A 23,895-nucleotide genomic window follows, 5' to 3' on the forward strand; every position below is an offset into this window, starting at 1 on the left:
GTCTTTTATATTCTGTACTTTTCCAGATTCACCTTTCCATCGATGATCTCAACGCCTTCACTTTCAAGTATCTGAGCCTGTTTCCACGCTCCACCAAAAGCATATTCTCCAGCAAGTTCTCCTTTGGAATTGACTACGCGGTGGCATGGTATGGTGCTTGGATCTGGATTTTTATGAAGTGCATTTCCAACTGCTCTGGCCATCTTTCTATCTCCAGCCAGCTCAGCCACATCAGCGTACGTAGCGACTTTTCCTTTTGGAATTTTCTTTACTGCCTCATATATCCTTTTTGTAGGAGAATCTGTAACAAGATCATAGCTCTCGGCAATCATTCTTTTTATGACATCATCAGGGATTGAACCATCTAGAATCACTGTATTCCAATGTTCCTTATTCTGATGATATCCAGGAAGCACTGATTTATATGTTCTTCTCCATAAATCTCGCCATTCTGGATCAACTTTAAGATTTAAATTGATATATCCATCTTTCTCATAGGTCCATAAAAAGGCCTTCTTAGTTCTTTTCACACGAACAAGTTGCCAATTAGGATCATGAAAAGGTGCTTCCTGATATGTGTTTGGAAATGATAAGCCGTAGCTAAGTGCTTCTTCTCTTGTTTTCATAAACCTCTCCTTGAAATGATTCAAGAATACTGAGTTCCTATGCAGTTAATATCATTGTATATATCATACTCAATTTCATTAGATAAAAAAAGAACCCCAAACATCTGGGGTTCTGTAACCTGCTGCGTACGGTAGAAGGCTCAGGACTTATCTGCACCTCCGCGAAATGCGATAAGTCTATAACAGCACATCACTATCTATATCGCAATGCGTGCTTATATTACTACATTAAATTCATATAGATGCAATAAAAAGGAAGTTCATGTTAAACTGAACTCCCTAAGTCATGATAATATTAAAGATTTGCATTGACCAGTTTTAAAAACTTCTTATCATTCATTTGCTCATTAGTTACATAATCCCCATCACAGAACAGTGCATATGTGGTAATTGGTGTTGGAGCATTCTGAGCCTGATCTCTGGTCTCTATTCTGATCGCTCTAAACGGTATTCCATTGTTCTTAGCAGTCTCTTCCAAAACAGGCACATACTTGGCATTAAATGGGCACTGATTCGTGTAATAAAGCACGTATCCTTTTTCATCGATACGAGGATGCTTTGCACATTCCTTGAAGCATGGTGTTTCAACACTTTTTTCAAAGGACAGATACCACAGCTGGATTCCATTATCGGCTTCATCACAAACTTGAAAGCCTTTGAATGCTAGAAACTTTGGATCAGAAAGGAATGGCTTTTTCTTAGCAGCAGATAATATGCAAATTCCCTTCTTCCCCTTTTCCTTACTGTCCTTTATGCACTCATTAAGAAGATCACTTGAATATCCATGTCCCTTTAAGGAACCTGAAACCCACAGACAATCGATATACATATATTCCGGTGCATTTATCGGATTCCACGCATACTCTGCCGGGATATATTCAATAAAGCATTTACCGCGTTCGACACTCTTTAAGAAAACAAGCCCTTCATCAAATCTGTCAGCAAGCCAGGCTTTCTTGGATGATACCTGTATATCTTTATTGTTTGATATAGCACAACAGATGTGTTCTTCTTCAAGATTATCCTTGGATACTCTTATATACTCCATCTTCAGCTCTCCCTTCTAATAGGATGTCTTATAACCGACTTAAGCTTCTCTGACACCACTTTCATTAGTCCTCCTTGTAAATCGTCGCCATTTTCTGTACTATCTTTGAAATCTGCCTCCTGGCTTCTACCGGCTCAAGCACTTCTGCTTTATTTCCAAAGGTCATTATCCATGTGATCAAATTATCTGAGTCCGTGTAATCCGCAGTAAACATAAGTCTACCATCCTCTGTTTCCGTAAAACAGTTTGGTCCGAATTCCTCCACCAGGCGCCACTTTACATCCTTTGAAAACAGCGCTTTTACCTTGATTCCACCAGGAAATATCTTTTCTGTAGACAGATCAGGTAATGGAGCGTTTCTGCAGACAAATCCTTTATCCGTTTCAACCACTTTATCCATGCGGTTTAATTTAAATAGACGATAATCTTTGCGCTTTTGACACCATCCATAGACATACCAGCTGCTCCACTTAAACACTACATAATATGGCTCAATAGTTCGTTTTCCTTCTCCCGTCTGAGCATAATAGTGGAAGGTCAAAAGATGCCTGTTTTCTATCGCATCCTGAATAGTAGATATCTTTGGAGCCAGCGATGTCTTGTACCAAGAAGACAGGTCGATAAGGACAGAATCCCTACCGCTGATAAACTCCGAAGAACCTGCCTGGAGCTTCTCCATAAGCTGCCCATAATATCCGCTTCCACTAACACTATCAAGGCTTCGTAGTCCCGCCAGTATCATCTGCATGTCACGGGATGTCAAAAGAGTCCTATCCATCTTATAGCCATCCATGATGCTTATACCGCCTCCAACTCCCTGGGTCGTTTTGATTGGTATTCCTGCCTGACAAAGAGTCTCAATATCTCTGTTTATCGTTCTTCTAGACACCTCGAAATGCTCAGCCAGCTCCGGAGCTGTCGTCACCTCTTTTTGCAAAAGAATTGATAGTATGCCGATCAGTCTGTCTATCTTCATTTGATCACCTTCTATAATTATCATACAAGCACAAACACGTCATCTATATGTCATGTTTATATTCTACACTATTTTTGGCAACAAAAAACCCACAACCAGATGGTTGTGGGTTTCTGAAATCTGCCATAGCAGATGATTATCTCTTTGAGAACTTTTTCAATGTCCTAAGTGCTGTGTTTGTGGCATTTCTAGGACAAGTTGCTGTTTACCTGCTGCGTACGGTAGAAAGCTCAGGGCTACTGTATGCGGCTGGTGGCAATTCACCCTTATGATAATCATTTTTTTTCATACGTGTAGTCCAATCAGGGTATTGTATGAACCTCGTCTTATCATAAAGTCCACAAAATATCTTATCAGGCATAGATCCATAAACAAGAACAACTTCTGGCTCAAGTTCCTTCAGCATTTCTTCTAGACCTTCTCTAAAATACCTTTTGGATTCAGCTGATCTGATTTGGCCATATGTTCCAATAGAAACAATACTATGCTTATCTACACCCTTAAACGCAACCTTTTCTCCGAGAAAATCCGCTTTATAAGTTCTTTCATCTCCCCACCGAATGTTAGGAACAACATATATTCCTTGTTGGCTTAAATAGTATCCTACTGCCCTATTCAAGTAAATATCTGCAATCTGGACACATAATGGAGCATCAATATAAAGCGAACAATCTGGCGTAATAATTCCTGGAAACCTTTTTAGATCATCGACATATTCTTCAGTGTTCGTTAGAATCTCACGAAAGTTGATATCATGCTCATAAAAGCAAACAAAATCGCTTTTATCCTGGCTCCGTTCTCTTAACGAGAACGGAACCATACCCTTAGGTATAATGATTTTGCTTGGTGCATCGATATGTGGAATTTCATACTTTCCGTCGAAAAATGCAGTTTCAACCAAAGAGACTCTAAATCCTTCATCAACTAGATTAGTTACCGCCTTTCCCATGTTCTGCCTCCCATCTAAGAATTGCTTCAGCACTCTCAATGCTTCCAGCAATGTTGTATTTGGAGCATTCCTCCGGGAACTTTGTCATAAGATTTTTATAACACTGAACGAGTTCTTGGCTAGGCACCAATTCCACAATATCATCTAATACCTCGCTTATCCAAGAATACTCTTCGGCTGTACAATCATTTTTCAAAAACTCAATTGTTGAAGGAATATCTTTAGTAAGAAGCTCTACTTCTTGCTTCCAACATTGTTCTACGCCATAATCCCATTCATCATCTGTCTCTTCTCGCTGTTTTATAATCTCTCTAAACTTGATAACATCCATCATTTTTTGCTCCCTTTCTTGGTCGGTTGCTTTGCATCAGGAAATATCGTCCCTATCTGTCCATGAGTCTTTATCACACCAACTCTAACACCCTTCCACATTCCATAAATTCGCTTTCCATCTTGAACATGACGATTTGCTTTGAGATTAGCTACATGTTCGCCAGCATGCTTTATATCTTTGCTTGTCCAAGATTTAGGAAACCAGGATTGATTCATTCCAGACTGTTTCATTTTTTCTTTATGATTCGGAATATATCCAACGCGAACTCCATTTGGATACGTCTTTACAACATGATATTCTATTCCATACTTATCAAGTTCATTCATTCCAGCTTGTCCGTGCCCACCACGCTTAAGCCTTATCTTATTATTTTTTGATGCCTTTGTATAATCTCCTTCATTAGAATGAACCACTGCATACTGACTAGCTTGTCCTCTTGCTCCATGCGTATTTAAGGTTCTTCCTGATTTAGTTGTACCCATAGCCGTTCCCTCCTGTCATAGTCGACAGACAAGGAACTAAAACAATTACTTTTTCCATTTTCTCCTCATCTTTCTGTCAAGAATCATACTTGACCAAACAATAAAGAATTTTCAGTTACATTTTTATTGCTCTCTAAGAAAGATTGAAGTAGAATAGTATATACCGATTATGAAAGATTCTACTGAGTCTTTCTTCGAGAGAACGTATAACTGCGCCAACAGTTATGCGTTTTTTCTTTATCTACGTAAAGCCTCTTATCATTTTCGCCTCCTTTCTCTGAATAAAAAACATGATGTATTAAGCTTTTTCATTTATCAATGTTTTTTCTTATCAGCTCTATCCAATTTTCTCCTATTTGCAGCAAAAGCTTGTGAAACATGGTACTTATCTACAATTTGCTTAGGCTTCATTCCCTTACTTTCTTCATATGGTATCATAACCTCCGCGCATAATGCCTTGGCCTGCCATTCAACACTGCAATATGCAGGTACTTCATTATCCTCAAAGCTTCTGTTATAAAGAGGTGTAAATCCTATTTCAAATAAGAAAACATGGCAAATTTCGTGACATATAAAGCCAAGAAACGCTCCAATACCTTTTTTGTATGCTCCCCAGTACACTGTCTCTTTTATCTCGATTGTAAATCCGCCTTTATCATTTGGAGTACATCTTGCCATTGTTTGTGGAGCAAGTTTCTTATCTTCAACAATCTCATAATCACAGTCCTCAAAAACATCTCTTAACTTATCAAGTGCCTCCAAGACAGGAAATGGTCCTGAAAGAGGAACATCAAACAATTCTCTAAAATACACTGCAAATCTTCGTAAATCTTTTCTACTAGTTGGTTTTGTTTCGTAATCCATTTACTTTGATGTATCCTCCTTTTTGCTTAATAATTCCAGTATTTTAATTGCCGTATCATCATCCATCTCGTCAAATGCTCTAGCAAATGCTAACACTGCTTTTCTCTGTGCATTCCCTGCCTTTTTTGAATCAATTTTATATTGCGCCCTTGATTCTTCTATAGCCTCTTCTAATTCTGCTCTTTCTTTTGATGAGAGATGATAGTGTTCAACCAATTTTGCTACCCACTCAGCAGGTACATTTTTCCTTCCATTTTCTACTGCTGAAATAAACGGCAATGAAGCTCCAAGTATTTCAGCCATATCGCCCATTACTTCATGATGCTTGATTCTTAACACACGTACAAATTCACCATATTTTGTATATGACATGATACAAGCTCCTTTCTTTATATCAATTATCGTATCACTGAATTATATTAAATTCAAGCAATATATTTAACCATTTTTAGGTTAACTACAGATTATAAAAACACCCCAGGACAATTGTCCTGAGGTGTAATAAGTCGTATATGATTGTCCAAATACGTAATACGTTGTGAAACGATTATCTCTTTGAGAACTGTGGAGCACGACGAGCTTTCTTTAAGCCGTACTTCTTTCTTTCCTTCATACGAGGATCTCTTGTAAGGTATCCAGCCTTCTTAAGTGTTGGTCTGTATTCATCTGAATCAGCCTGAAGAAGAGCTCTTGAAATACCGTGTCTGATTGCACCAGCCTGACCTGTTGTGCCGCCACCTCTTACAGTAACAACTACATCAAACTTATCTGTTGTCTCTGTAGCTACGAGAGGCTGTCTAACGATAACCTTGAGTGTCTCAAGTCCGAAATACTCATCGATAGGTCTCTTGTTGATTGTAATATTACCATTTCCGGATTTAAGGTATACTCTTGCAACTGACTTCTTTCTTCTACCTGTTCCGTAATAATTAGCTGACTTTGCCATTTTATTATTCTCCTTCACTTACCAGATTAAAATGTTAATACTTCAGGCTTCTGAGCTGCATGTGGATGCTCTGAACCAGCATATACGTGAAGCTTTGTGTACATCTCTCTACCAAGAGATCCCTTTGGAAGCATTCCCTTTACAGCATGCTCGATAACTCTCTCAGGCTTATCATTAAGCATCTGACGAAGTGAGAACTCTTTGTGATGTCCAACATAATCTGTGTGGTGCCAATACATCTTCTGATCAAGCTTCTTACCAGAAACCTTAATCTTCTCTGCATTGATAACGATTACATAATCACCTGTGTCGATGTTAGGTGTGTAAATAGGCTTGTTCTTTCCTCTAAGTACGTTTGCAACGTTAGAAGCAAGACGTCCAAGTGTCATATCTGTAGCATCAACTACATACCACTTCTTCTCAACTGTAGTTGCACTAGGCATATAAGTTTTCATTATGTTTCCTCCAAATAATTCGGCACATAGCAAAACTAGGTGCATTTTAAATATTTGTTACCTCTGAATGAACCCTTCACCTGATCCAATCAGTAAATATATGAACATATTGAAGCTTACCGGGACATCAACATGTCATGTACTAATAATTCATGTGGGCATAGTTATAGAACAAACTTTGTCACACAGTAAGATATTATATGACTTTTTTACCGAATTTGTCAATAAAAAATCATCAAAAAATTACGTATCTGATGGGTCTGGAATTCCATCAAGAAACTCATATTTGATGAGGAACAGGCCTTGAGCCGGAGCAGTTGGTCCTGCTGCGCTTCTATCCTTTTTTTCAAGCATCGCAGTAATGTCAGAAGGCTCGCCTTTTCCCCTTCCTATCTGCAAAAGAGTTCCTGCAATGATCCTGACCATATTATAAAGAAATCCGTTACCAGTAACACTTATGATAACTTCATCGCCATGGCACTTCACACTTACTTCTTTGATAGTTCTGACATGACTAAGAGCCTGAGATTCTACATTGCAGAAGCTTGTAAAGTCATGCTCTCCCTCAAGAAGCTTAGCTGCCTCATTCATCTTTTCGATATCTAAAGGCATACTGAAATGGTATGTATAAAAACGCCTTGTTGGAACTGGCATTTTGGTATTAAGCACCCTGTATTCATAGGTTTTAAGCGTATCACAATGTCTTGGATGAAAATCCTTGTAAACTTCTCTGGATTCTACAACACAGATATCTTCTGGGAGTATATGATTCAAAGCATAGGAAAACCTGTCTCCAGGAATTGTGGAACAAGTGTCAAAAACTGCTATATTGCCATAAGCGTGAACCCCAGCATCTGTACGGCTTGCGCCGATGATCTCTACGTCTTCGCCAGTTAGTCCATGAACAGCTCTGGCAAGCATCTCTTCAATTGTATTGTGGGTGCTCTTTTGGAATGCCCATCCATTGTAGGCTGTTCCATCATAAGAGACTACCAGCATTACTCGTTTCTTTTCAGCCAACGCTGCGCTCCTTATAAATGATCAAAAAATAATTCTTCCAACAACTATCGCAAGGACAAAGTATCCAAAAACTACTGCATACGCTATCCTATCTCTGTTCTGATAAATAAGCGGTTTCATCTTGGTTCTGCCTTCACCACCGCGATAACATCTTGCTTCCATAGCCATCGCAAGCTCCAGGGCCCTTCTAAATGCAGATATGAAAAGAGGTACTAAAAGCGGAACAAGGCTCTTTGCCCTCTTAATCAAAGACCCGCTTTCAAAATCAGCACATCTTGCCATCTGTGCCTTCATGATCTTATCAGTTTCTTCAAGCAAAATTGGTATAAATCTAAGTGCTATGGACATCATCATTGATATCTCATGAACTGGCACGTGGAATAACTTAAGTGGTTTCAAAAGGCTCTCAAGGCCATCAGTAAGGTTATTGGGCGTTGTAGTAAGCGTCATGATGGACGAACCTGAAATAAGCAGTATCAACCTAAATGCCATCTTAATTGCAAGGAAAAGACCTTCGTAAGTGATCGATATTTTCCAAAGAGTAAAAATTGCCCTTCCTGGTGTCAAAAAGAGGTTGAAGACCATTGTAATAAGTAGTAAAAAGAAAATAGTCTTCATGCCCCTAAAAATGAACTTAGGAGGCACATTGGAAAGCTTGATACACATTACTAAAAACAGAGTTGCAAGCAAATATCCTACAAAATTGTTAACTACAAAAAGAGATATGATAAAAATGAAAGTTGTAGCTAGCTTAACCCTTGGATCAAGCCTGTGTATAACTGAATCAGTCCTATAATATTGTCCTAATGTAATGTCTCTTAGCATATCTATTTATCCTTCGTCAGATCCCAAAGCATTTGAGGATCTCGTTCTTGGCTTCCTCCAAAGTAGTAGCTCCAGGATCAACATTAAATCCTGCAGCAGATAATTCCTGCATAACGTATGTAACCTGAGGTGCAGCAAGTCCTATCTCCTCAAGCTCTTTGTAGTGCTTGAACACCTCTTTTGGCTCATTATCAAAGGCAACTCTGCCCTTATTCATAACAATGATCCTCTGAACATAATCGGCTACATCATCCATACTATGGCTTACCAATATGATAGTAATGCCCATTTCTCTATGAAGAGATGAGATAAGATTAAGAATATCTTCTCGTCCTTTGGGATCAAGGCCTGCTGTAGGCTCATCAAGGATCAAAACTTCTGGCTTCATAGCTAGAACGCCCGCTATAGCCACACGTCTTTTCTGACCACCTGAAAGATCAAATGGAGACTGGTAAAAATAGTCATCATCAAAGCCAACCTGTTTTAAAGCTTCGTAGGCTCTGAGTTCAACTTCCTTTTGTGGAAGTCCAAGGTTCTTTGGTCCAAAGCAAACATCTTTAAAACAGTCTGTTTCAAAAAGCTGATGCTCAGGATACTGGAAAACAAGTCCCACCTTGGCTCTTAGGTCTTTTTTGTTAAAATCAGGATCATTTATATCCTTGCCATCAAAATAAACATTTCCGCTTGTTGGCTTAACAAGGCCGTTCATATGCTGGATAAGTGTAGACTTTCCAGAGCCTGTATGTCCAATAAGGCCTATAAACTGTCCCTTAGGTATCTCAAGATTGACATCAATAAGGGCAGCATGGGCCATTGCTGTATCTTCATCATATATGTAATTGACATGATCAAGTATGATTGACATTTCTATTCTCCAAAGCTTTATTTCTTAAGCTTTTTTAGTTCTTCTACAAATTCTTCTCTTGTGAGGATTCCATCTGGAAGTGGAAGCCCGCTCTTTTTGAGCTCATGCGCCAGGAGTGTCACCTGTGGAACGCCAAGTCTTAGCTCTTTTAACCTATCAACCTGTGAAAAGATCTCTCTAGGTGTGCCCTGCATCTCGATATGGCCCTTGTCCATAACAAAGACCTTATCTGCGTGAATAACCTCTTCCATGTAATGAGTGATCAGGATAACTGTGATGCCCTCAACATCATTCAGCGCTCTAGCAGCTCTGATGACGTCTTTTCTACCATTAGGATCAAGCATGGCTGTAGGTTCATCCATGATGATGCACTTAGGATGCATAGCAATAACTCCTGCAATAGAGACTCTCTGCTTCTGACCACCTGATAAATGATTAGGCGATGACTTTCTGAAGCTGAGCATATTGACTGCCTTAAGGCTCTCTTCTACTCTATCCCATATTTCCTTGGTTGGAACGCCCATATTCTCAGGGCCAAATCCAACATCCTCCTCAACAACCTGACCGATTATCTGGTTGTCAGGGTTCTGGAAGATCATACCTGCTTCCTGTCTGATATCCCAAAGATGCGAATCATCTTCAGTATCCATGCCATCTACAAAAACATGTCCTTCTGTAGGGTATAAAAGGGCATTGAAATGCTTGGCAAGAGTAGACTTGCCTGAGCCGTTATGGCCCAGAATAGCAATGAACTGGCCAGGCTTCACATCAAGATTGACATCATCAACCGCTCTTGTGATTCCTTCAACATTACCTTCTTCATCTCTTCTGATATATTCAAATACAAGTTTATCTGTACGAATCATATGTTTTACCTCTAATCATTCCGATTCAGTATACCACATATGAGTGCCCTAGGTATAATATCTTCTGCACTTATGCTAAATTTATGTTATCGTTAATATATCAATATTTTCGAGGAACTATCATGAATAAAAAATATTTTAAGGATTTTGCTCTTTTGGGGGCAGTTATCATAATATGTGCCGTTGCGGCAAGGCTACTAGCAGGTGGCGAAACGCTTGAGCAGTACGCATCAAATAATCCTGACGCAGCAGAATCATCATCTTATGCTACCAGCACATCTATAGAAGATGTATCTGCAACATCTGCCACCTCCGCATCTACAGAAACTGTTTCATTAACATCTGCCACTTCCGCATCATCAAACGCAACAGTTGATGACATTGCAAAGCCAAATTCTGACAGGGTCTCCATTAGTGAATATTTCTACTACGAGCCAATCTCCAATGAAGTATTCAAGCGGATCTCCGGCGTATCATACCCTGTAGACTGTACAATTTCCCTTGATGACCTTAGATATGTCAGTCTCTTATATGTTGATTTTGATGGAAATACTCAAAGTGGCGAGATGATCTGCAATAAAGCTATTGCGCAGGACATCCTAGAGATATTCTCAGAGCTTTACAATAACGGATATCAGATTGAAAGTATCAAGCTCATAGATGAATTTGACGGTGACGATACAGCATCAATGCTCGCTAATAACACTTCCTGTTTTAACTACAGAGTGGTAGAAGGAACCAATAGACTATCAAATCACGCAAAGGGACTTGCAATTGACCTTAACCCCTTCTACAATCCTTATATCACCTACAACAAAGATGGCAGCACTAACATCTCTCCTGAAGGCAGTGAAGCCTATGCTGACAGAAGTACATCCTTCCCTTATAAGATTGATGAAAATGATCTAGCCTACAAGCTCTTTAAAGAGCATGGCTTTACCTGGGGCGGCAACTGGAACTCAGTTAAGGATTATCAGCACTTTGAAAAGAAAATAGGATGATGTTTTAACTTGGTCTAGAAGTATCCAACAAAAAAGGGATGAGCATTTGCTCATCCCTTTAATAAAGTCAGAATTAAACTAACTCAAGTACAACCATCATAGCTGCATCGCCTTTTCTCTGGCCGATCTTGATCATACGAGTGTAACCACCCTTACGATCTGCATACTTAGGACCGTACTCATCGAAAAGCTTTGCTACAAGGTCAACTTCCTTTGTGTTCTTCTTTCTTCCCTTGTTCTCCTGTGGAACATCAAGAACTGGGTAAAGAGTCTTAAGAAGCTGTCTTCTTGCGTGCATACGTGAAGGCATATCCTTCTTGATTTCCTTCTTAACAGTTGTATACTTAGTAACCTTCTTGCCGTCAACTACTTCCTTTACTCTCTTGCCATCTTTGTCCTTCTCAGGAACCTTGCAATCTACTGTAAGTGTCTCGTAGTTGTCCTTCTCCTTAGCTGCAAGAGTGATCATAGGCTCTACGATCTTCTTGATTTCCTTTGCTCTTGCCTCTGTAGTAACAATCTTTCCGTTGTAAAGAAGTGCTGTTACCTGGTTACGAAGAAGTGCTCTTCTAGGTTTTGTTGCTTTTCCAAGCTTTCTGTACATTGCCATGATATTAATTCCTTTCTCATCAGCAGGTTTCCCCTGCATGTTAACATAAGGAAATGCCCATCGGACTTACTTCCCAAATGCTGTTGATAATTACTATGAGAATCCGCATCGGTACACATCGGATTTACCCTCCGCGGATATTCATTTAAAGATATTACTTATTCGCCATCTGCTCTGAGTGAAAGTCCAAGCTCATCAAGCTTAGCAAGAACTTCCTCAAGTGACTTACGGCCGAGGTTACGAACCTTCATCATATCATCAGGAGTCTTGTTTGCAAGTTCCTGAACTGTATTGATTCCAGCTCTCTTGAGGCAGTTGAATGAACGAACTGAAAGTTCAAGTTCATCAATAGACATCTCAAGAACCTTGCCCTTCTCATCATCTTCCTTCTCTACCATAACTTCTGCAGTCTTGGCATTTTCAGAAAGATCAATGAACAGGCTAAGATGCTCTGAAAGAACCTTTGCTGCAAGGCTCACAGCCTCGTCTGGAGCAAGTGTTCCATTTGTGTGAACATCAAGTGTAAGCTTATCAAAATCAGTAACCTGACCTACACGAGTATTCTCAACAGTTACGTTTACTCTCTCTACAGGTGTGTAGATAGAATCGATAGCGATCACTCCGATAGGAAGATCAGCACTCTTATTCTTGTCTGAGCTTACATAACCTCTTCCCTTAGTGATAGTAAGCTCCATGTAGAGCTTAGCATCCTTTCCAGAAAGTGTAGCGATTACCTGATCAGGATTCATGATCTCGATATCCTGATCTACCTGAATATCAGAAGCTCTGACAACACCCTCACCATTGAACTCGATATAAGCTGTCTTTGGTTCGTTAGTATCAGAAGAATTTCTAATAGAAAGATTCTTGATATTCATAATGATCTCAGTTACATCTTCCTTAACACCAGGAATTGAACTGAACTCATGCAGAACGCCTTCAATCTTAACCTGGCTAACTGCTGCACCAGGTAATGAAGAGAGCATAATCCTGCGAAGGGAATTGCCCAGTGTAATACCGTAACCTCTCTCAAGAGGCTCAACTACGAATTTACCATACTTCTTATCATCTGAGATTTCAGCAACTTCAATATTTGGTCTTTCAAAATCAAACACTGATATACCCTCCTTAAGTGGTTTGTTAACAAGTTAATTATATCATTATTTAGAATACAACTCGACGATAAGCATTTCGTCTACTGGCACGTCGATAACTTCTCTTGATGGAAGTTCCTTGATTGTACCCTTAAGGCCATCCTTGTTAACATCAAGCCATTCAGGAACAAGTCTACCTGCTGTGATCTCAGCGATATCCTTAAATCTCTGGATATTCTTAGCTGCTTCTTTAACTTCAACTACATCGCCAGCCTTGATAAGGTATGAAGGAACGTTGATTGCCTTTCCATTAACTGTGATGAACTTATGAAGAACGATCTGTCTAGCTTCTCTTCTTGTTCTTGCGAATCCCATTCTGAATACTACGTTGTCAAGTCTTGACTCAAGAATTGTCATAAGGTTTGCACCTGTCTGACCCTTCATTCTATCAGCTCTCTCATAGTAGTTTCTGAAAGGCTTCTCAAGAACGCCGTAGATGAACTTAGCCTTCTGCTTCTCGCGGAGCTGAAGTCCGTACTCGCTCATCTTCTTACCAGCTCTAGCTGATGTTCTCTTTGACTTCTTGTCATATCCAAGGAATGTTGGATCCAAATCAAGTGATCTGCATCTCTTTAATACTGGAACTCTGTTTACTGCCATTTTTTGGCTCCTTTCATTATTATCAGATAAATTTCATTCTGATGTTGTTTACAATGTTTGCTGAAACCTGTTCAGCATTTGCACCTTCGTCCAACGAGTTAAATTGAAAATTATATTAGCACATGTAACTCGCAACATATTGCGATAATATACTATCGCTCAAACTCTACGACGCTTAGGTGGTCTGCATCCGTTATGTGGTACAGGTGTTACGTCTGTGATAGATGTAACTGTAAGGCCACTTGCAGCAAGAGCTCTGATTGCAGCTTCTCTTCCTGATCCTGGTCCCTTAACGAATACATCAACAGTCTTAAGGCCGTGAATAAGTGCAGCCTTAGTTGCTGTCTCTGCAGCTACCTGTGCAGCATAAGGAGTAGATTTCCTTGAACCCTTAAATCCCAGACCGCCAGCACTTGCCCAGCTAAGAGCGTTACCTGCAGCATCTGTCAATGTAACGATTGTGTTATTGAAAGATGACTGGATGTGTGCCTGTCCGTGTTCAACGTTTTTCTTGACACGTTTCTTAGCAGCTGCCTTCTTTGCAGCTACTGCTGATTTCTGATTTGCCATTTTAAACTAACCTACTTTCTTCCTATTATTACTTTTAATATAGTTACTGTCTGAACCTGCCATGCCAGATTCAATTGGTCCCAATAGCTTAGCGGAAAGAATTACTTCTTCTTATTAGCGATTGTTCTCTTTGGTCCTTTTCTTGTTCTTGCATTTGTCTTAGTTCTCTGACCACGGCAAGGAAGTCCTCTTCTATGACGCATTCCTCTGAAACATCCGATCTCAGTGAGTCTCTTGATGTTCATAGCAACTTCTCTTCTGAGGTCACCTTCTACATCGTAGTCATTACCGATAATCTCGGCAATTCTCTTTACTTCTTCATCTGTAAGATCACGAACACGTGTGTCCGGATTTACTTTTGCTGCTTCAAGAATCTTGTTTGAGCTTGTTCTACCGATACCGTAGATATATGTCAAACCGATCTCTACTCGCTTATCTCTAGGTAAATCTACACCTGCAATACGAGCCATTCTAATTCCTCCATTTGAATAAAAATTAAATAATTATTTGTGAGAAGCTTTACTCCTCTTGCTCCTACCTATAAGTCGCGGGAGCTGTTACTTGTTTGATTGGGGTCACATCTCATCGACCCAATCGGACAAAGTATAATCCGATCTTTCCAATACACATTGGTATCAAAAAGTAATCCGAAACGGCTCGAATTATCCCTGTCTCTGTTTGTGCTTAGGGTTGTCACAGATTACTCTGATAACGCCCTTTCTCTTAATAACCTTGCACTTCTCGCACATAGGCTTAACAGAAGACCTAACTTTCATTGTTTCTCCTTTCCTGCATGGTAACAGAATAATGCCTGAAAAAGGGCATAATTACCCCTTTTCCTAAAAAGACCATTTAACATCATAGCACATGCCAAATCAATAATCAACAAGTTTTTGTAAAAAAATATCAGGATTTCGATAAATATTTTCACCAAAATCCTGATATCAAAAATCACTTATGAAATTACATTAAGATTACTCTTTAAAAAATGGATTAGCAAACATTGCAATGTCTGCAGGGGTTCCACTCATTCCAGAATAGAAGTCTTCTGTTCCAGAAAAGCTTGTTGCTGGATCTCCGCCATATCCCTGGGCACATCCACATATATATCCATTTTCATCTACAGCGATGAGCCTTACAAAACCTAAGTCCATGCTTTTATCACCTGTAAGATTCCACTGAACTGCATAATTTCCATTGGCATCTGTTCCAAGCTGCCAATCGCCTTCCCAAGGTACATACTCTCTTTTTGCCTCTTTTACCTCGATTGTTTCCCAGTGAATCTCACCTGTTGGAGTTCCCTTACATTCAACATCGTAAAGAACTGAGTTACCAGAACCAATTGTGAGTTCATATCCACTTACACTACCAATCTTGTTTCCATTTGAGTCCAGAGCATCTCCTCTGGCATTTACAAAGACTTCTTCATTATATAGATTTGTGAAAGCAATAAGGAGACGAACTGTATCGCCATCCATGTAAGGAGCGATAGAGATTACAAAGCCATCCATTCCATCAGGAGAATAAACAACTCCCCATTTGATCTTGTGATAATCTGACTCTAGACTATCAAGAGCTTTCATTGCTTCATCTGTAAGATAATAAGCTGTGCCATCAATAGTTGTGCTGTTAACAGTGCTTGTTCCATCACTTTCTAATGAAAGGCCATCTTCAGACTGCGTATCTTCTGCTACTTCTTCTGTAGTCTCTTCTGTAGCAACATCTTCTGTAGTCTCTTCTACACTAACTTCTTCCTTAGTTTCTTCTACATTAGATTTTCTTCCGCCCTGAAATTCTGTATCAGGTGCTACTGGCTCTTTTGATGAGCTTGATCCGCATCCTGCAAGGCATGTAACTGCAAGCAGAACGCACAAGATTTTACCAAACTTTTTCATGTTTTCACCTCTTTGTTAAGAATTCCGTAACATTGTACTATCAAATTCATATTACATGCAACTAATATTTGGATAAACCTTATACTCTGCAAAAAAGCTGTACCTATTTCCCCAATCATGTAAAATAAGGCAGCTCCTAAATCCTAGGAACTGCCTTATTTCTATTAGCTTATTATATAGAAGCAATCAAACTGCCTCGTGGTTATTAAAGCTTACACCTCTGTTGATGTCGCCCTTGTGATTCTCACCGAAGTTATAATCATTTCCTGGAAGGACTGCATTGAGCACGATACCAAGAAGAGCTGCAATAGCAAGTGATGTAAGAGTTACAGGTGTGTTACCGATCGTAAATGTGATACCGTCTGAGAAACCAAGACCTGAAACAAGGATTACAGCTGCAACAATGAGGTTTCTTGACTTTGTGAAGTCTACCTTATTTTCAACTACGTTTCTAACACCGATAGCTGAGATCATTCCGTAAAGCACGAAGCTTATACCACCGATGATGGCTGTTGGCATTGTTCCGATAACATCGGCAACCTTAGGAATGAAGCTTACTACGATTGCATATACAGCAGCAATCTCTACTACCTTAGGATCATAAACCTTTGAAAGCTCGAGAACGCCTGTATTTTCACCGTATGTTGTATTAGCAGGGCCTCCGAAGAGTCCGGCAAAAGCTGTTGCAAGTCCATCTCCGAAGAGTGTTCTGTGAAGACCTGGATCTTCGATGAAGTTCTTACCTGTTGTAGCTGAGATAGCTGAAATATCACCAACATGCTCCATCATTGTTGCAATGGCGATAGGAGCCATAACAAGAATTGCTGTAATATCGAACTTAGCGATAACAAAAGGAGGAAGTCCTACCCAGCTTGCCTCTGCAACTGGTGCAAAGTTAAGTATTGGAGATCCATCTACATTTGTGATGCCTGCAGCATTCATGATGAGTGCTACTACATAAGAAATAACTACGCCCATGAGGATAGGAATGATCTTGAACATTCCTTTGCCCCAGATGTTAAATCCGATAACAACAGCAAGTGCTACGATAGCAAGTGGCCAGTTAGCAGATGCATTTGAAACTGCTGATGGTGCAAGTGAAAGACCGATGCAGATGATGATAGGTCCAGTTACTACTGGTGGAAGGAAGTGCATAACCTTCTTAACACCTACAAGCTTGATGATAACTGCAAGGATCAGATATAAAAGTCCTGCAACAACAATACCGCCGCATGCATATGGAAGCTTCTCTCCATAAGTCATATCTGCATATTTACCAGTATTTAAATTAGCAACAGTGGCAAAACCACCAAGGAATGCGAATGATGAACCCAGAAATGCGGGAACCTTGAACTTAGAAAATAGATGAAATAGAAGTGTACCAACACCTGCAAAAAATAGTGTTACTTGGACTGAAAGTCCTTCCCCGTTAAAATAGCCGTTGACCAAAATTGGAACTAAAATAGTTGCTCCAAACATTGCAAACATATGCTGCAATCCTAGAAGCGCCATTTTAGGCTTGCCCAACGTTGTGGCATCATAAATAGCCTGTCTTTTCTCTCCCATGTCTCTCCTCCATATTTGATTTTCAAAAAAGATTAAAATGATTTTACGATTTTTCCCAAATCGCCATATGGATTATATCACAACCTACCTCGTCCGTCATGAATTTTTTCACTATTTTTTTGATTTATTTTTCGCTTTATTCTAGTACCATAACAATGTAAAATGTTGAAAAGATATTTCTTTTTGGAGGACTATTATGTATACCGCAAACGACAAAAGATACGACACTATGAAATACAATAGATGTGGCAAAAGCGGTCTTTTGCTGCCAGCTGTTTCTCTGGGACTATGGCACAACTTTGGTGACAATAGTGACTACGAGAACATGAAGGCTATGTGCTTCACAGCCTTCGACAACGGGATCACACATTTTGACCTTGCCAATAACTACGGCCCATCAGAGGGTGCCGCAGAGATAAACTTCGGCAAGATCCTTAGAGAGGAGCTTGCTCCTTACCGTGATGAAATGATCATTTCCACCAAGGCTGGTTACTACATGTGGCCAGGTCCTTATGGTGACTGGGGTAGCCGAAAATATCTCATCTCTAGTCTTGATCAGTCCCTTAAGAGGCTGAACCTTGATTACGTAGATATCTTCTATCATCACAGAATGGACCCTGACACTCCACTTGAAGAGACAATGGAAGCCCTTGATCAGATAGTTAAAAGCGGCAAAGCTCTTTATGTAGGTATTTCCAACTATGATGGTCCTACACTTGAGAAAGCTACTGCCATATTAAAAGAGCTAAAGACTCCATTTATCATCAATCAGAACCGTTACAATATCTTTGATAGAACAATTGAAAAGAACGGACTCAAAGAAAAGGCAAAAGAGCTCGGAAAGGGTATTATCTGCTTCTCTCCTCTTGCTCAGGGTCTTTTAACAGACAGGTATTTAAACGGCATTCCAGAGGACAGCAGAATCCGTACAGATGGACGCTTCCTAAAGGAAAGTCAGCTTGATGAGCACAAGCTCGAATGCATCAGAGCTCTCAACGAGATAGCTAAGAGACGTGGCCAGACTCTTGCAGAGATGGCACTGGCATGGAACCTCAAGGATGACTATATTACTTCTGTTATCATAGGCGCTTCCAAGCCATCGCAGATCCTTGATAATGTCAAAGCTATCGAGAATATAAACTTCACAGAAGAAGAGATCAGGGAGATTGACAAATACTCTATCTGATACCCAAAAATAAAAGCCTTAATTGCAGTATATTCGCACCTGCAATTAAGGTTTTCTTTTTACTGATCAAAGCTCGATCTCGTCCACATATTTCATATCAAGCTTATCGCCGCTAAGTTCAAGTGGATACACAACGTATGACGATTCAAAATACTTTTCACCATCTCCGCCCCATCTATCACCAACATAATAGTATTTTCCATCTTTTTCCAGGATAAATGCTGCCTGGCTCTGGTAAGTTGTCTCATCGCCAATCACCATAAGGTCACTCCATCTGCCCTCAATAGAATCAGCCACAGCGTACTTACACTGATTAGGCGCCCATCCTGTGCAGAAAGATGAGAGCATATAATATTTTCCACCCATCTTCATCACAGCAGGCGCTTCTCTGTATTCACCCTGCCACAGCTTATGAATAAGGCTATCAACATTCATATAATCTTCAGACAATCTGTACACATGGAGGTCTGCATTGTCTCTGGCTGCTGAAATAAAGTAAGCTGTGCCATCATCATCCTTAAACAGTGTACAGTCTCTTGACATATAGCCATATGGATTAAAGTGTCCGTGATATATGAAGTCTCCATCAGGTGTATCGCAGCTTGCTATTCCAATTGCCGCATCATGATAGTTCTTTCCATTTTCAAAGTGCACCCAAAGGACAAATTTTCCTGTCTTTTCATTGTAAAGAACCTTTGGTCTTTCAAGATTGACCTTGCTTCCATCTTCATTTGAAAGCATCATCTTTGTTCTTACTCTGTAGCCTTCCATCTTGGAATCGGTAGTAAGCACATGGTTCCTAAATTCCCAATCGGTAAGGTTTGATGAGCGATAGCAACTTACATACTTGTTGTCTCTTCTGTCCTCGCCATACCAGTAGTAATATCCGTTATAAAAAATTATATATCCGCCGTGAGCATGAATAGGATTTCCCTTAATATCAAGCCACAACTCTCCGTTTTTTAATATGCTCATATTTACTTCTCCAAAACAAATCTTTTTTCTAATCTGTATACCTTAGGTGAGATACCATACTTGTCTCTAAAGAGCTTTGAAAAATACTGATACTTGTGATAGCCAAGTCTTGTCACTATGTCTGCAACTTTCATATCAGTCTCCTCAAGGAGCTTAGCCGCTCTTTGCATCTTAGCATCAGTTATGTAAGAAAGCAGTCCAACTCCAGATACTTCTTTGAATATCTTGGACAGGTACGCTGGATGTAAATGTACTATTCCACTTAACATCTCAAGCGAGAGTTCTTCTTCACAATTATCAATTACATACTTTTGAACAAAAGAGACCACATCTTTCTTATCCTTCAAAACTCCGCTATTTTCACCTGTTTTGCATTCTTTTGAAAAATACTTTTCCATGATCCTGTTTATGGTCTCCTGAAAATCATCCTTCAAAATAGGCTTCACAAGATAATCTGTAACTCCTAAATGCACTGACTTTTGTGCATACTCAAAATCACTATAACCAGTAAGGATCACAACCTTGGTATTTAGCTTGTTCTCATCTATATACTCTGCAAGATCAAGCCCTGATATCCTCGGCATCTTGATGTCCGTTATCAAAAGTTCAGGGCTGTGCTGCTTGATAAGATCAAGAGCAAGAGACCCTCCTCCTGCAGTCAATACCTTATCAAAGCCAATCTGCTGCCAGTCCAGTAGACCTGCAATATAATCAACCATATATGGTTCATCATCCACTATAAGTAGTGTCATTTCCATCCTCCGGCCTAAATATGAAATAAACTCTGAGCCCGCCCCACTGACTCTTTGTAAACTGTAGTCTAGCGGTTTCATCATAATAGTTTATGAGACGCTGATTTACATTCCAAAGTCCAACGCTCTCTTCAGCATCCCGTGTTTTTTTGCTGATCTGCTTTTCAAGCTTTTCTATTGCTTCATCGCTCAGGCCATGACCGTCATCAGACACTTCTGTTCTTATCTCTCCGGTTCCCATCATATACATCTTGACCTGAATATGCTTGGCATACTCTCTTTCCTCTATACCATGCTCAATAGCATTTTCTATAAGAGGCTGCAAAATAAGTGGAATTATCCGCACATTGTAAAGACTCTCTGGAACATCCAGGTAATACTCAATATTTTTTCTCATGGCGATTATGGAAAGATATGACTTGGCATATCCTATCTCTTCGCCGATGGTAGCCCTTGTCTTATTCTTAGTGCAGTATCTGTAGTAATTAGCCAGGTGTGCTGCCATTTCAGTCACTGCCTTTGGCTTATCTGCAACTGTCACAATATAGGACAAAGAGTTATACAAAAAGTGTGGATTTATCTGAAGCTGCAGCTGTCTAACCTCTGCCTGATTTCTTAGCTGCTGCTCCTTGATACTGGAAGCAAGAAGCTCTCTTATCTTGTTTACCATGCTGTTAAACTGCTTAAACACATAGGAAAACTCATTATCCGGAAGCTTATCCTTATCTATCTGAACGGTTAGATCACCGCTTTCAAGCTGCTTTAACTTTTCAGTCATCATATTCAGCTGCAACAATATATGCCTATAGTACTGTAGCATGATGAAGGTTCCAACTATGAGCACTGCCAAAAGAGATATACCAATGATCCAGGTAATAGAATTGATAGGCTTATTCATTTCATTGATAGGATAATATGAAATAAGATATAGTCCATTAGCTGACTCTTTTGACTTAACTACTCTGTAATCCTGGCCATCAATTTTGATGATGTAGTACTGAATATCAAGTTTTTGATGAGAAAGCTCAGATAAAAGAGTCTTCTCTTTTTCTGAAGTTGAAAAGATGCTGTTATAATCGCCATAAAGCAGCATTGTTCCGCCATTACCAAGATTGACAGTCATGTTCTTTATCTTGTATAGGTAGTCACCATCCATCTTGATGATAAGATAAGGTTCATCATCATTCTTATCCCAGCTTGTAGTATATTTTCTAAAGTAATATATCTCATTTCCATATATTACCCACTTGTTATCCTCTAAATCATCAAAAAGGCCAGAGCTTATACCCGCCCCAGCCACATTTGAGATGATACGCCCTGAGCGAGGCCAATAAAGAACAAAGAATGCCATGCCAACATTACTTGACTGTCTGTCATTCAGATATCCTTTCATTGTCCTTGCTGCAGAGACGAAATCGTATACATCCGTTCCTTCTGTCAATGCAAGCTGCAGGTTCTTGAGATTTCCACTGTGTAAGATACCGTCAGCTTCAATCTCAATTTCTTTTACCTTGTTACCGATCAAGAGAGTAGAATGCTCCATCTGACTAATGGCAACGCTTGTAAGAGATTCCTGCAACGTGCTGGTGCTGTAGATATAGATAAAACTAAAGCTCAGCACCACCATCATTAAAAAAATAATGAAGGTTATATATATAGAACGAATCTTTTTTACTTCATGGTTTTGTACCATTCGTTTACTTCCTGTGTAATCTGTTCTCCGCCCTGAGCTTTCCAGTCTTCTACAAACTTATCAAATGACTCAATAGGCTCTTTTCCGTAGATTATATTAGTGTAAACCTGAGCCTCCATAGTCTGCAACTGCTCCCAGCACTTTTTCATAGTAGGTGTTGGTTCTGCATTGTAGAGGTTAGGAATGAGTTCTTCTCTGTTATCGTTAGCAATTACATAGCCTTCTGCCATATCTGGAGCTGATTCGAAATCAGCAGCTGCTCTGATCTGTGCACCAGTCTCAGTCTTACCAGCCTTGGCATCAGCATACTCCTGCATTCTGTCGATCATAGGAGTGTTCTTAAGTACTGTTGATTTTCCTGGAAGGAATGGATCTGTAACTGCAGGGTCAAACTTAGATGTATCAAATACAACCTCGCCGTTTACTATATCATAATCATGATCTTCCATGAAGCCATACTGGAAATCACCTGTACCGAATGCTACATCATAGAGCCAGTCGTAATATGTGAAGAAGGCTTCCATATTGTCGAAATCCTTGTTGAACATAAGCCATCCATCAGTTGTCTGAGCTGACTGATATGTGCACTCTCCATTATCCTGCTTGATGTTAGGATAGCAAGCGATCACTGCGTTAGGATCAACTGATGTAACGTCTCTTACTGAGCCTACAGCCCATGGTCTTCCGATAAAGATACCAGCCTTACCTTCTGTGAACTGACCCATAGCATCCCAAGCGCCTGTTGCAGCAGCTTCCTGGAATGTCCATCCATTTGCATGCCACTTAGCAAGAAGCTCAAGAGTTTTTCTGTTACCCTCGTCGATTGAACCATAAACAAGGTTTCCGTTCTCATCTTCCTGCCAGCTTCCTGGAATGTGCTTACCAGAATTAGCTGAGAAAAGAGCTACTGGATCTGAAACCCATCCTGTGTTGTATACGCCAGATCCTGAATATGTGAATCCATATGTATCCTTCTTACCGTTTCCATCTGGATCATCCTCTGTGAATGCCTTGATGACTGCTTCAAACTCCTCAAGATTTGTAGGTGCCTTAAGTCCAAGATTATCAAGCCAGTCCTGTCTGATGATCATAACCTGTCCTTCTGTAAGAGTTGGAGCACAAGCGATACCGTATGTCTTGCCATCCTTCATTACAGGGTAAAAAGTCTCTGGATACTTGTCATATATCTCTTTTAATCTCTCAGGCATGTATTTCTCGATATCTTCATCGATTGCCTTTACTCTTCCTGATTCGATCATATCTGCGATCATCTGTGTTCCATATACAGGGAATACATCTGGAAGCTCCTCAGAACCTGTAAGTGCAAGTCTGAGTTTTGTATCATAGTTGCCAGCATCTCCACCAAGAAGTGTTGTCTCCATCTTGATTCCAAGCTTTTCTTCAGTAAGCTCTACCATAGGGTTCTTGTTGATATCATCACCCTCAGCATATTTACCAGCATTCTCATCAAGCTGTTTTGCGATCGTGATAGTAAGTGTTGGTTCGTACTTACCATCTGCATTCTTTGTGCTCTGCACACTGTTTTTCTTCTGATCTGCGCTTCCGCACGCAGCAAGAAGCATAGAAGCTGTCAGAAGTGTTGCAATTATTGCCCTTCTCTTTTTCATTGTTTCTTC

The 23,895-nt window shown here is 39.9% G+C and carries 28 protein-coding genes; 2 read left to right on the forward strand and 26 right to left on the reverse strand.

The features are described from left to right. Positions 1–5 precede the first annotated feature (5 nt). From bhn_RS10665 to bhn_RS10730, 14 genes are all read right to left on the reverse strand, one after another. Positions 6–626, reverse strand: coding sequence for a methylated-DNA--[protein]-cysteine S-methyltransferase (locus tag bhn_RS10665; RefSeq protein WP_071176690.1), 621 nt, complete (start codon positions 624–626; stop codon positions 6–8). 295 nt (positions 627–921) lie between these two features. Beyond that, positions 922–1,674, reverse strand: coding sequence for an N-acetyltransferase (locus tag bhn_RS10670; RefSeq protein ID WP_022778128.1), 753 nt, complete (start codon positions 1,672–1,674; stop codon positions 922–924). A gap of 64 nt (positions 1,675–1,738) precedes the next feature. Then, a complete protein-coding gene (locus bhn_RS10675; protein WP_071176691.1) occupies positions 1,739–2,650 on the reverse strand; it encodes a helix-turn-helix transcriptional regulator in 912 nt (303 codons plus the stop codon). 205 nt (positions 2,651–2,855) lie between these two features. Beyond that, on the reverse strand, positions 2,856–3,599 hold the full coding sequence (locus tag bhn_RS10680) for a DUF4417 domain-containing protein (RefSeq protein ID WP_071176692.1): 744 nt from the start codon (positions 3,597–3,599) through the stop codon (positions 2,856–2,858). After that, positions 3,580–3,933, reverse strand: a complete 354-nt coding sequence (locus bhn_RS10685; protein WP_236845909.1) for a hypothetical protein — start codon at positions 3,931–3,933, stop codon at positions 3,580–3,582. Before bhn_RS10685 ends, bhn_RS10680 begins: the two co-directional genes overlap by 20 nt. Beyond that, the gene (locus bhn_RS10690; protein ID WP_071176693.1) at positions 3,930–4,415 is read right to left on the reverse strand and encodes an EndoU domain-containing protein; all 486 of its coding nucleotides are present in this window, start codon (positions 4,413–4,415) and stop codon (positions 3,930–3,932) included. Before bhn_RS10690 ends, bhn_RS10685 begins: the two co-directional genes overlap by 4 nt. Positions 4,416–4,730: 315 nt before the next feature. Then, entirely contained in the window at positions 4,731–5,279 is a 549-nt protein-coding gene (locus tag bhn_RS10695; protein ID WP_026652490.1) for a M78 family metallopeptidase domain-containing protein, read from the reverse strand. Continuing rightward, on the reverse strand, positions 5,280–5,651 hold the full coding sequence (locus bhn_RS10700) for a helix-turn-helix domain-containing protein (RefSeq protein WP_029232844.1): 372 nt from the start codon (positions 5,649–5,651) through the stop codon (positions 5,280–5,282). Positions 5,652–5,826: 175 nt separating this feature from the next. Next, complete coding sequence (gene rpsI, locus bhn_RS10705) at positions 5,827–6,225, reverse strand: 30S ribosomal protein S9 (RefSeq protein WP_071176694.1); 399 nt, start codon at positions 6,223–6,225, stop codon at positions 5,827–5,829. 26 nt (positions 6,226–6,251) lie between these two features. Beyond that, positions 6,252–6,680, reverse strand: a complete 429-nt coding sequence (rplM, locus tag bhn_RS10710; protein WP_022772976.1) for a 50S ribosomal protein L13 — start codon at positions 6,678–6,680, stop codon at positions 6,252–6,254. A 243-nt stretch (positions 6,681–6,923) separates the two neighbouring features. Continuing rightward, positions 6,924–7,679 (reverse strand): tRNA pseudouridine(38-40) synthase TruA, encoded by a 756-nt coding sequence (truA, locus tag bhn_RS10715; protein ID WP_071176695.1) that lies wholly within the window; start codon positions 7,677–7,679, stop codon positions 6,924–6,926. A 42-nt stretch (positions 7,680–7,721) separates the two neighbouring features. Beyond that, on the reverse strand, positions 7,722–8,525 hold the full coding sequence (locus bhn_RS10720; protein ID WP_071176696.1) for an energy-coupling factor transporter transmembrane component T family protein: 804 nt from the start codon (positions 8,523–8,525) through the stop codon (positions 7,722–7,724). A gap of 16 nt (positions 8,526–8,541) precedes the next feature. Then, positions 8,542–9,390 carry an energy-coupling factor transporter ATPase gene (locus bhn_RS10725; protein WP_071176697.1) on the reverse strand — a complete coding sequence of 283 codons (849 nt, stop codon included), beginning with the start codon at positions 9,388–9,390 and terminating at the stop codon, positions 8,542–8,544. A 17-nt stretch (positions 9,391–9,407) separates the two neighbouring features. Beyond that, complete coding sequence (locus tag bhn_RS10730) at positions 9,408–10,256, reverse strand: energy-coupling factor transporter ATPase (RefSeq protein WP_071176698.1); 849 nt, start codon at positions 10,254–10,256, stop codon at positions 9,408–9,410. A gap of 122 nt (positions 10,257–10,378) precedes the next feature. On the opposite strand from bhn_RS10730, the gene bhn_RS10735 reads away from it, so the two are divergent. Next, the gene (locus bhn_RS10735; RefSeq protein ID WP_071176699.1) at positions 10,379–11,257 is read left to right on the forward strand and encodes a M15 family metallopeptidase; all 879 of its coding nucleotides are present in this window, start codon (positions 10,379–10,381) and stop codon (positions 11,255–11,257) included. Between the two features lie 73 nt (positions 11,258–11,330). Here bhn_RS10735 and bhn_RS10740 read toward each other — a convergent pair whose 3' ends face one another. The 8 genes from bhn_RS10740 to bhn_RS10775 form a co-directional block, all read right to left on the reverse strand. Continuing rightward, a complete protein-coding gene (locus bhn_RS10740) occupies positions 11,331–11,867 on the reverse strand; it encodes a bL17 family ribosomal protein (protein ID WP_071177509.1) in 537 nt (178 codons plus the stop codon). A 158-nt stretch (positions 11,868–12,025) separates the two neighbouring features. Next, complete coding sequence (locus bhn_RS10745) at positions 12,026–12,982, reverse strand: DNA-directed RNA polymerase subunit alpha (RefSeq protein WP_071176700.1); 957 nt, start codon at positions 12,980–12,982, stop codon at positions 12,026–12,028. A 45-nt stretch (positions 12,983–13,027) separates the two neighbouring features. Next, positions 13,028–13,621 carry a 30S ribosomal protein S4 gene (gene rpsD, locus bhn_RS10750; RefSeq protein WP_071176701.1) on the reverse strand — a complete coding sequence of 198 codons (594 nt, stop codon included), beginning with the start codon at positions 13,619–13,621 and terminating at the stop codon, positions 13,028–13,030. 159 nt (positions 13,622–13,780) lie between these two features. After that, positions 13,781–14,191: a 30S ribosomal protein S11 gene (gene rpsK / locus bhn_RS10755; protein ID WP_071176702.1), complete on the reverse strand. Its 411-nt coding sequence runs from the start codon at positions 14,189–14,191 to the stop codon at positions 13,781–13,783. Between the two features lie 101 nt (positions 14,192–14,292). Further along, the gene (gene rpsM / locus bhn_RS10760) at positions 14,293–14,661 is read right to left on the reverse strand and encodes a 30S ribosomal protein S13 (protein ID WP_071176703.1); all 369 of its coding nucleotides are present in this window, start codon (positions 14,659–14,661) and stop codon (positions 14,293–14,295) included. Between the two features lie 192 nt (positions 14,662–14,853). Continuing rightward, on the reverse strand, positions 14,854–14,967 hold the full coding sequence (rpmJ, locus tag bhn_RS10765) for a 50S ribosomal protein L36 (protein ID WP_013280022.1): 114 nt from the start codon (positions 14,965–14,967) through the stop codon (positions 14,854–14,856). Positions 14,968–15,165: 198 nt separating this feature from the next. Then, a complete protein-coding gene (locus tag bhn_RS10770; protein WP_071176704.1) occupies positions 15,166–16,086 on the reverse strand; it encodes a hypothetical protein in 921 nt (306 codons plus the stop codon). Positions 16,087–16,272: 186 nt separating this feature from the next. Beyond that, a complete protein-coding gene (locus bhn_RS10775; protein WP_071176705.1) occupies positions 16,273–17,652 on the reverse strand; it encodes a uracil-xanthine permease family protein in 1,380 nt (459 codons plus the stop codon). 196 nt (positions 17,653–17,848) lie between these two features. Here bhn_RS10775 and bhn_RS10780 point away from each other — a divergent pair, with 196 nt between their 5' ends. Then, positions 17,849–18,838, forward strand: coding sequence for an aldo/keto reductase (locus tag bhn_RS10780; protein WP_071176706.1), 990 nt, complete (start codon positions 17,849–17,851; stop codon positions 18,836–18,838). Between the two features lie 66 nt (positions 18,839–18,904). Here bhn_RS10780 and bhn_RS10785 read toward each other — a convergent pair whose 3' ends face one another. The 4 genes from bhn_RS10785 to bhn_RS10800 are packed head-to-tail and all read right to left on the reverse strand — an operon-like array spanning position 18,905 to position 23,886. Then, on the reverse strand, positions 18,905–19,813 hold the full coding sequence (locus bhn_RS10785; protein ID WP_071176707.1) for a family 43 glycosylhydrolase: 909 nt from the start codon (positions 19,811–19,813) through the stop codon (positions 18,905–18,907). A gap of 2 nt (positions 19,814–19,815) precedes the next feature. Beyond that, positions 19,816–20,565, reverse strand: coding sequence for a response regulator transcription factor (locus bhn_RS10790; RefSeq protein WP_071176708.1), 750 nt, complete (start codon positions 20,563–20,565; stop codon positions 19,816–19,818). Continuing rightward, the gene (locus bhn_RS10795; protein ID WP_071176709.1) at positions 20,543–22,258 is read right to left on the reverse strand and encodes a sensor histidine kinase; all 1,716 of its coding nucleotides are present in this window, start codon (positions 22,256–22,258) and stop codon (positions 20,543–20,545) included. Before bhn_RS10795 ends, bhn_RS10790 begins: the two co-directional genes overlap by 23 nt. Continuing rightward, positions 22,237–23,886 (reverse strand): type 2 periplasmic-binding domain-containing protein, encoded by a 1,650-nt coding sequence (locus bhn_RS10800; protein ID WP_071176710.1) that lies wholly within the window; start codon positions 23,884–23,886, stop codon positions 22,237–22,239. Before bhn_RS10800 ends, bhn_RS10795 begins: the two co-directional genes overlap by 22 nt. Positions 23,887–23,895: the final 9 nt, after the last annotated feature.

The organism is Butyrivibrio hungatei, assembly GCF_001858005.1.
Classification (GTDB): Bacteria; Bacillota; Clostridia; order Lachnospirales; family Lachnospiraceae; genus Butyrivibrio; species Butyrivibrio hungatei.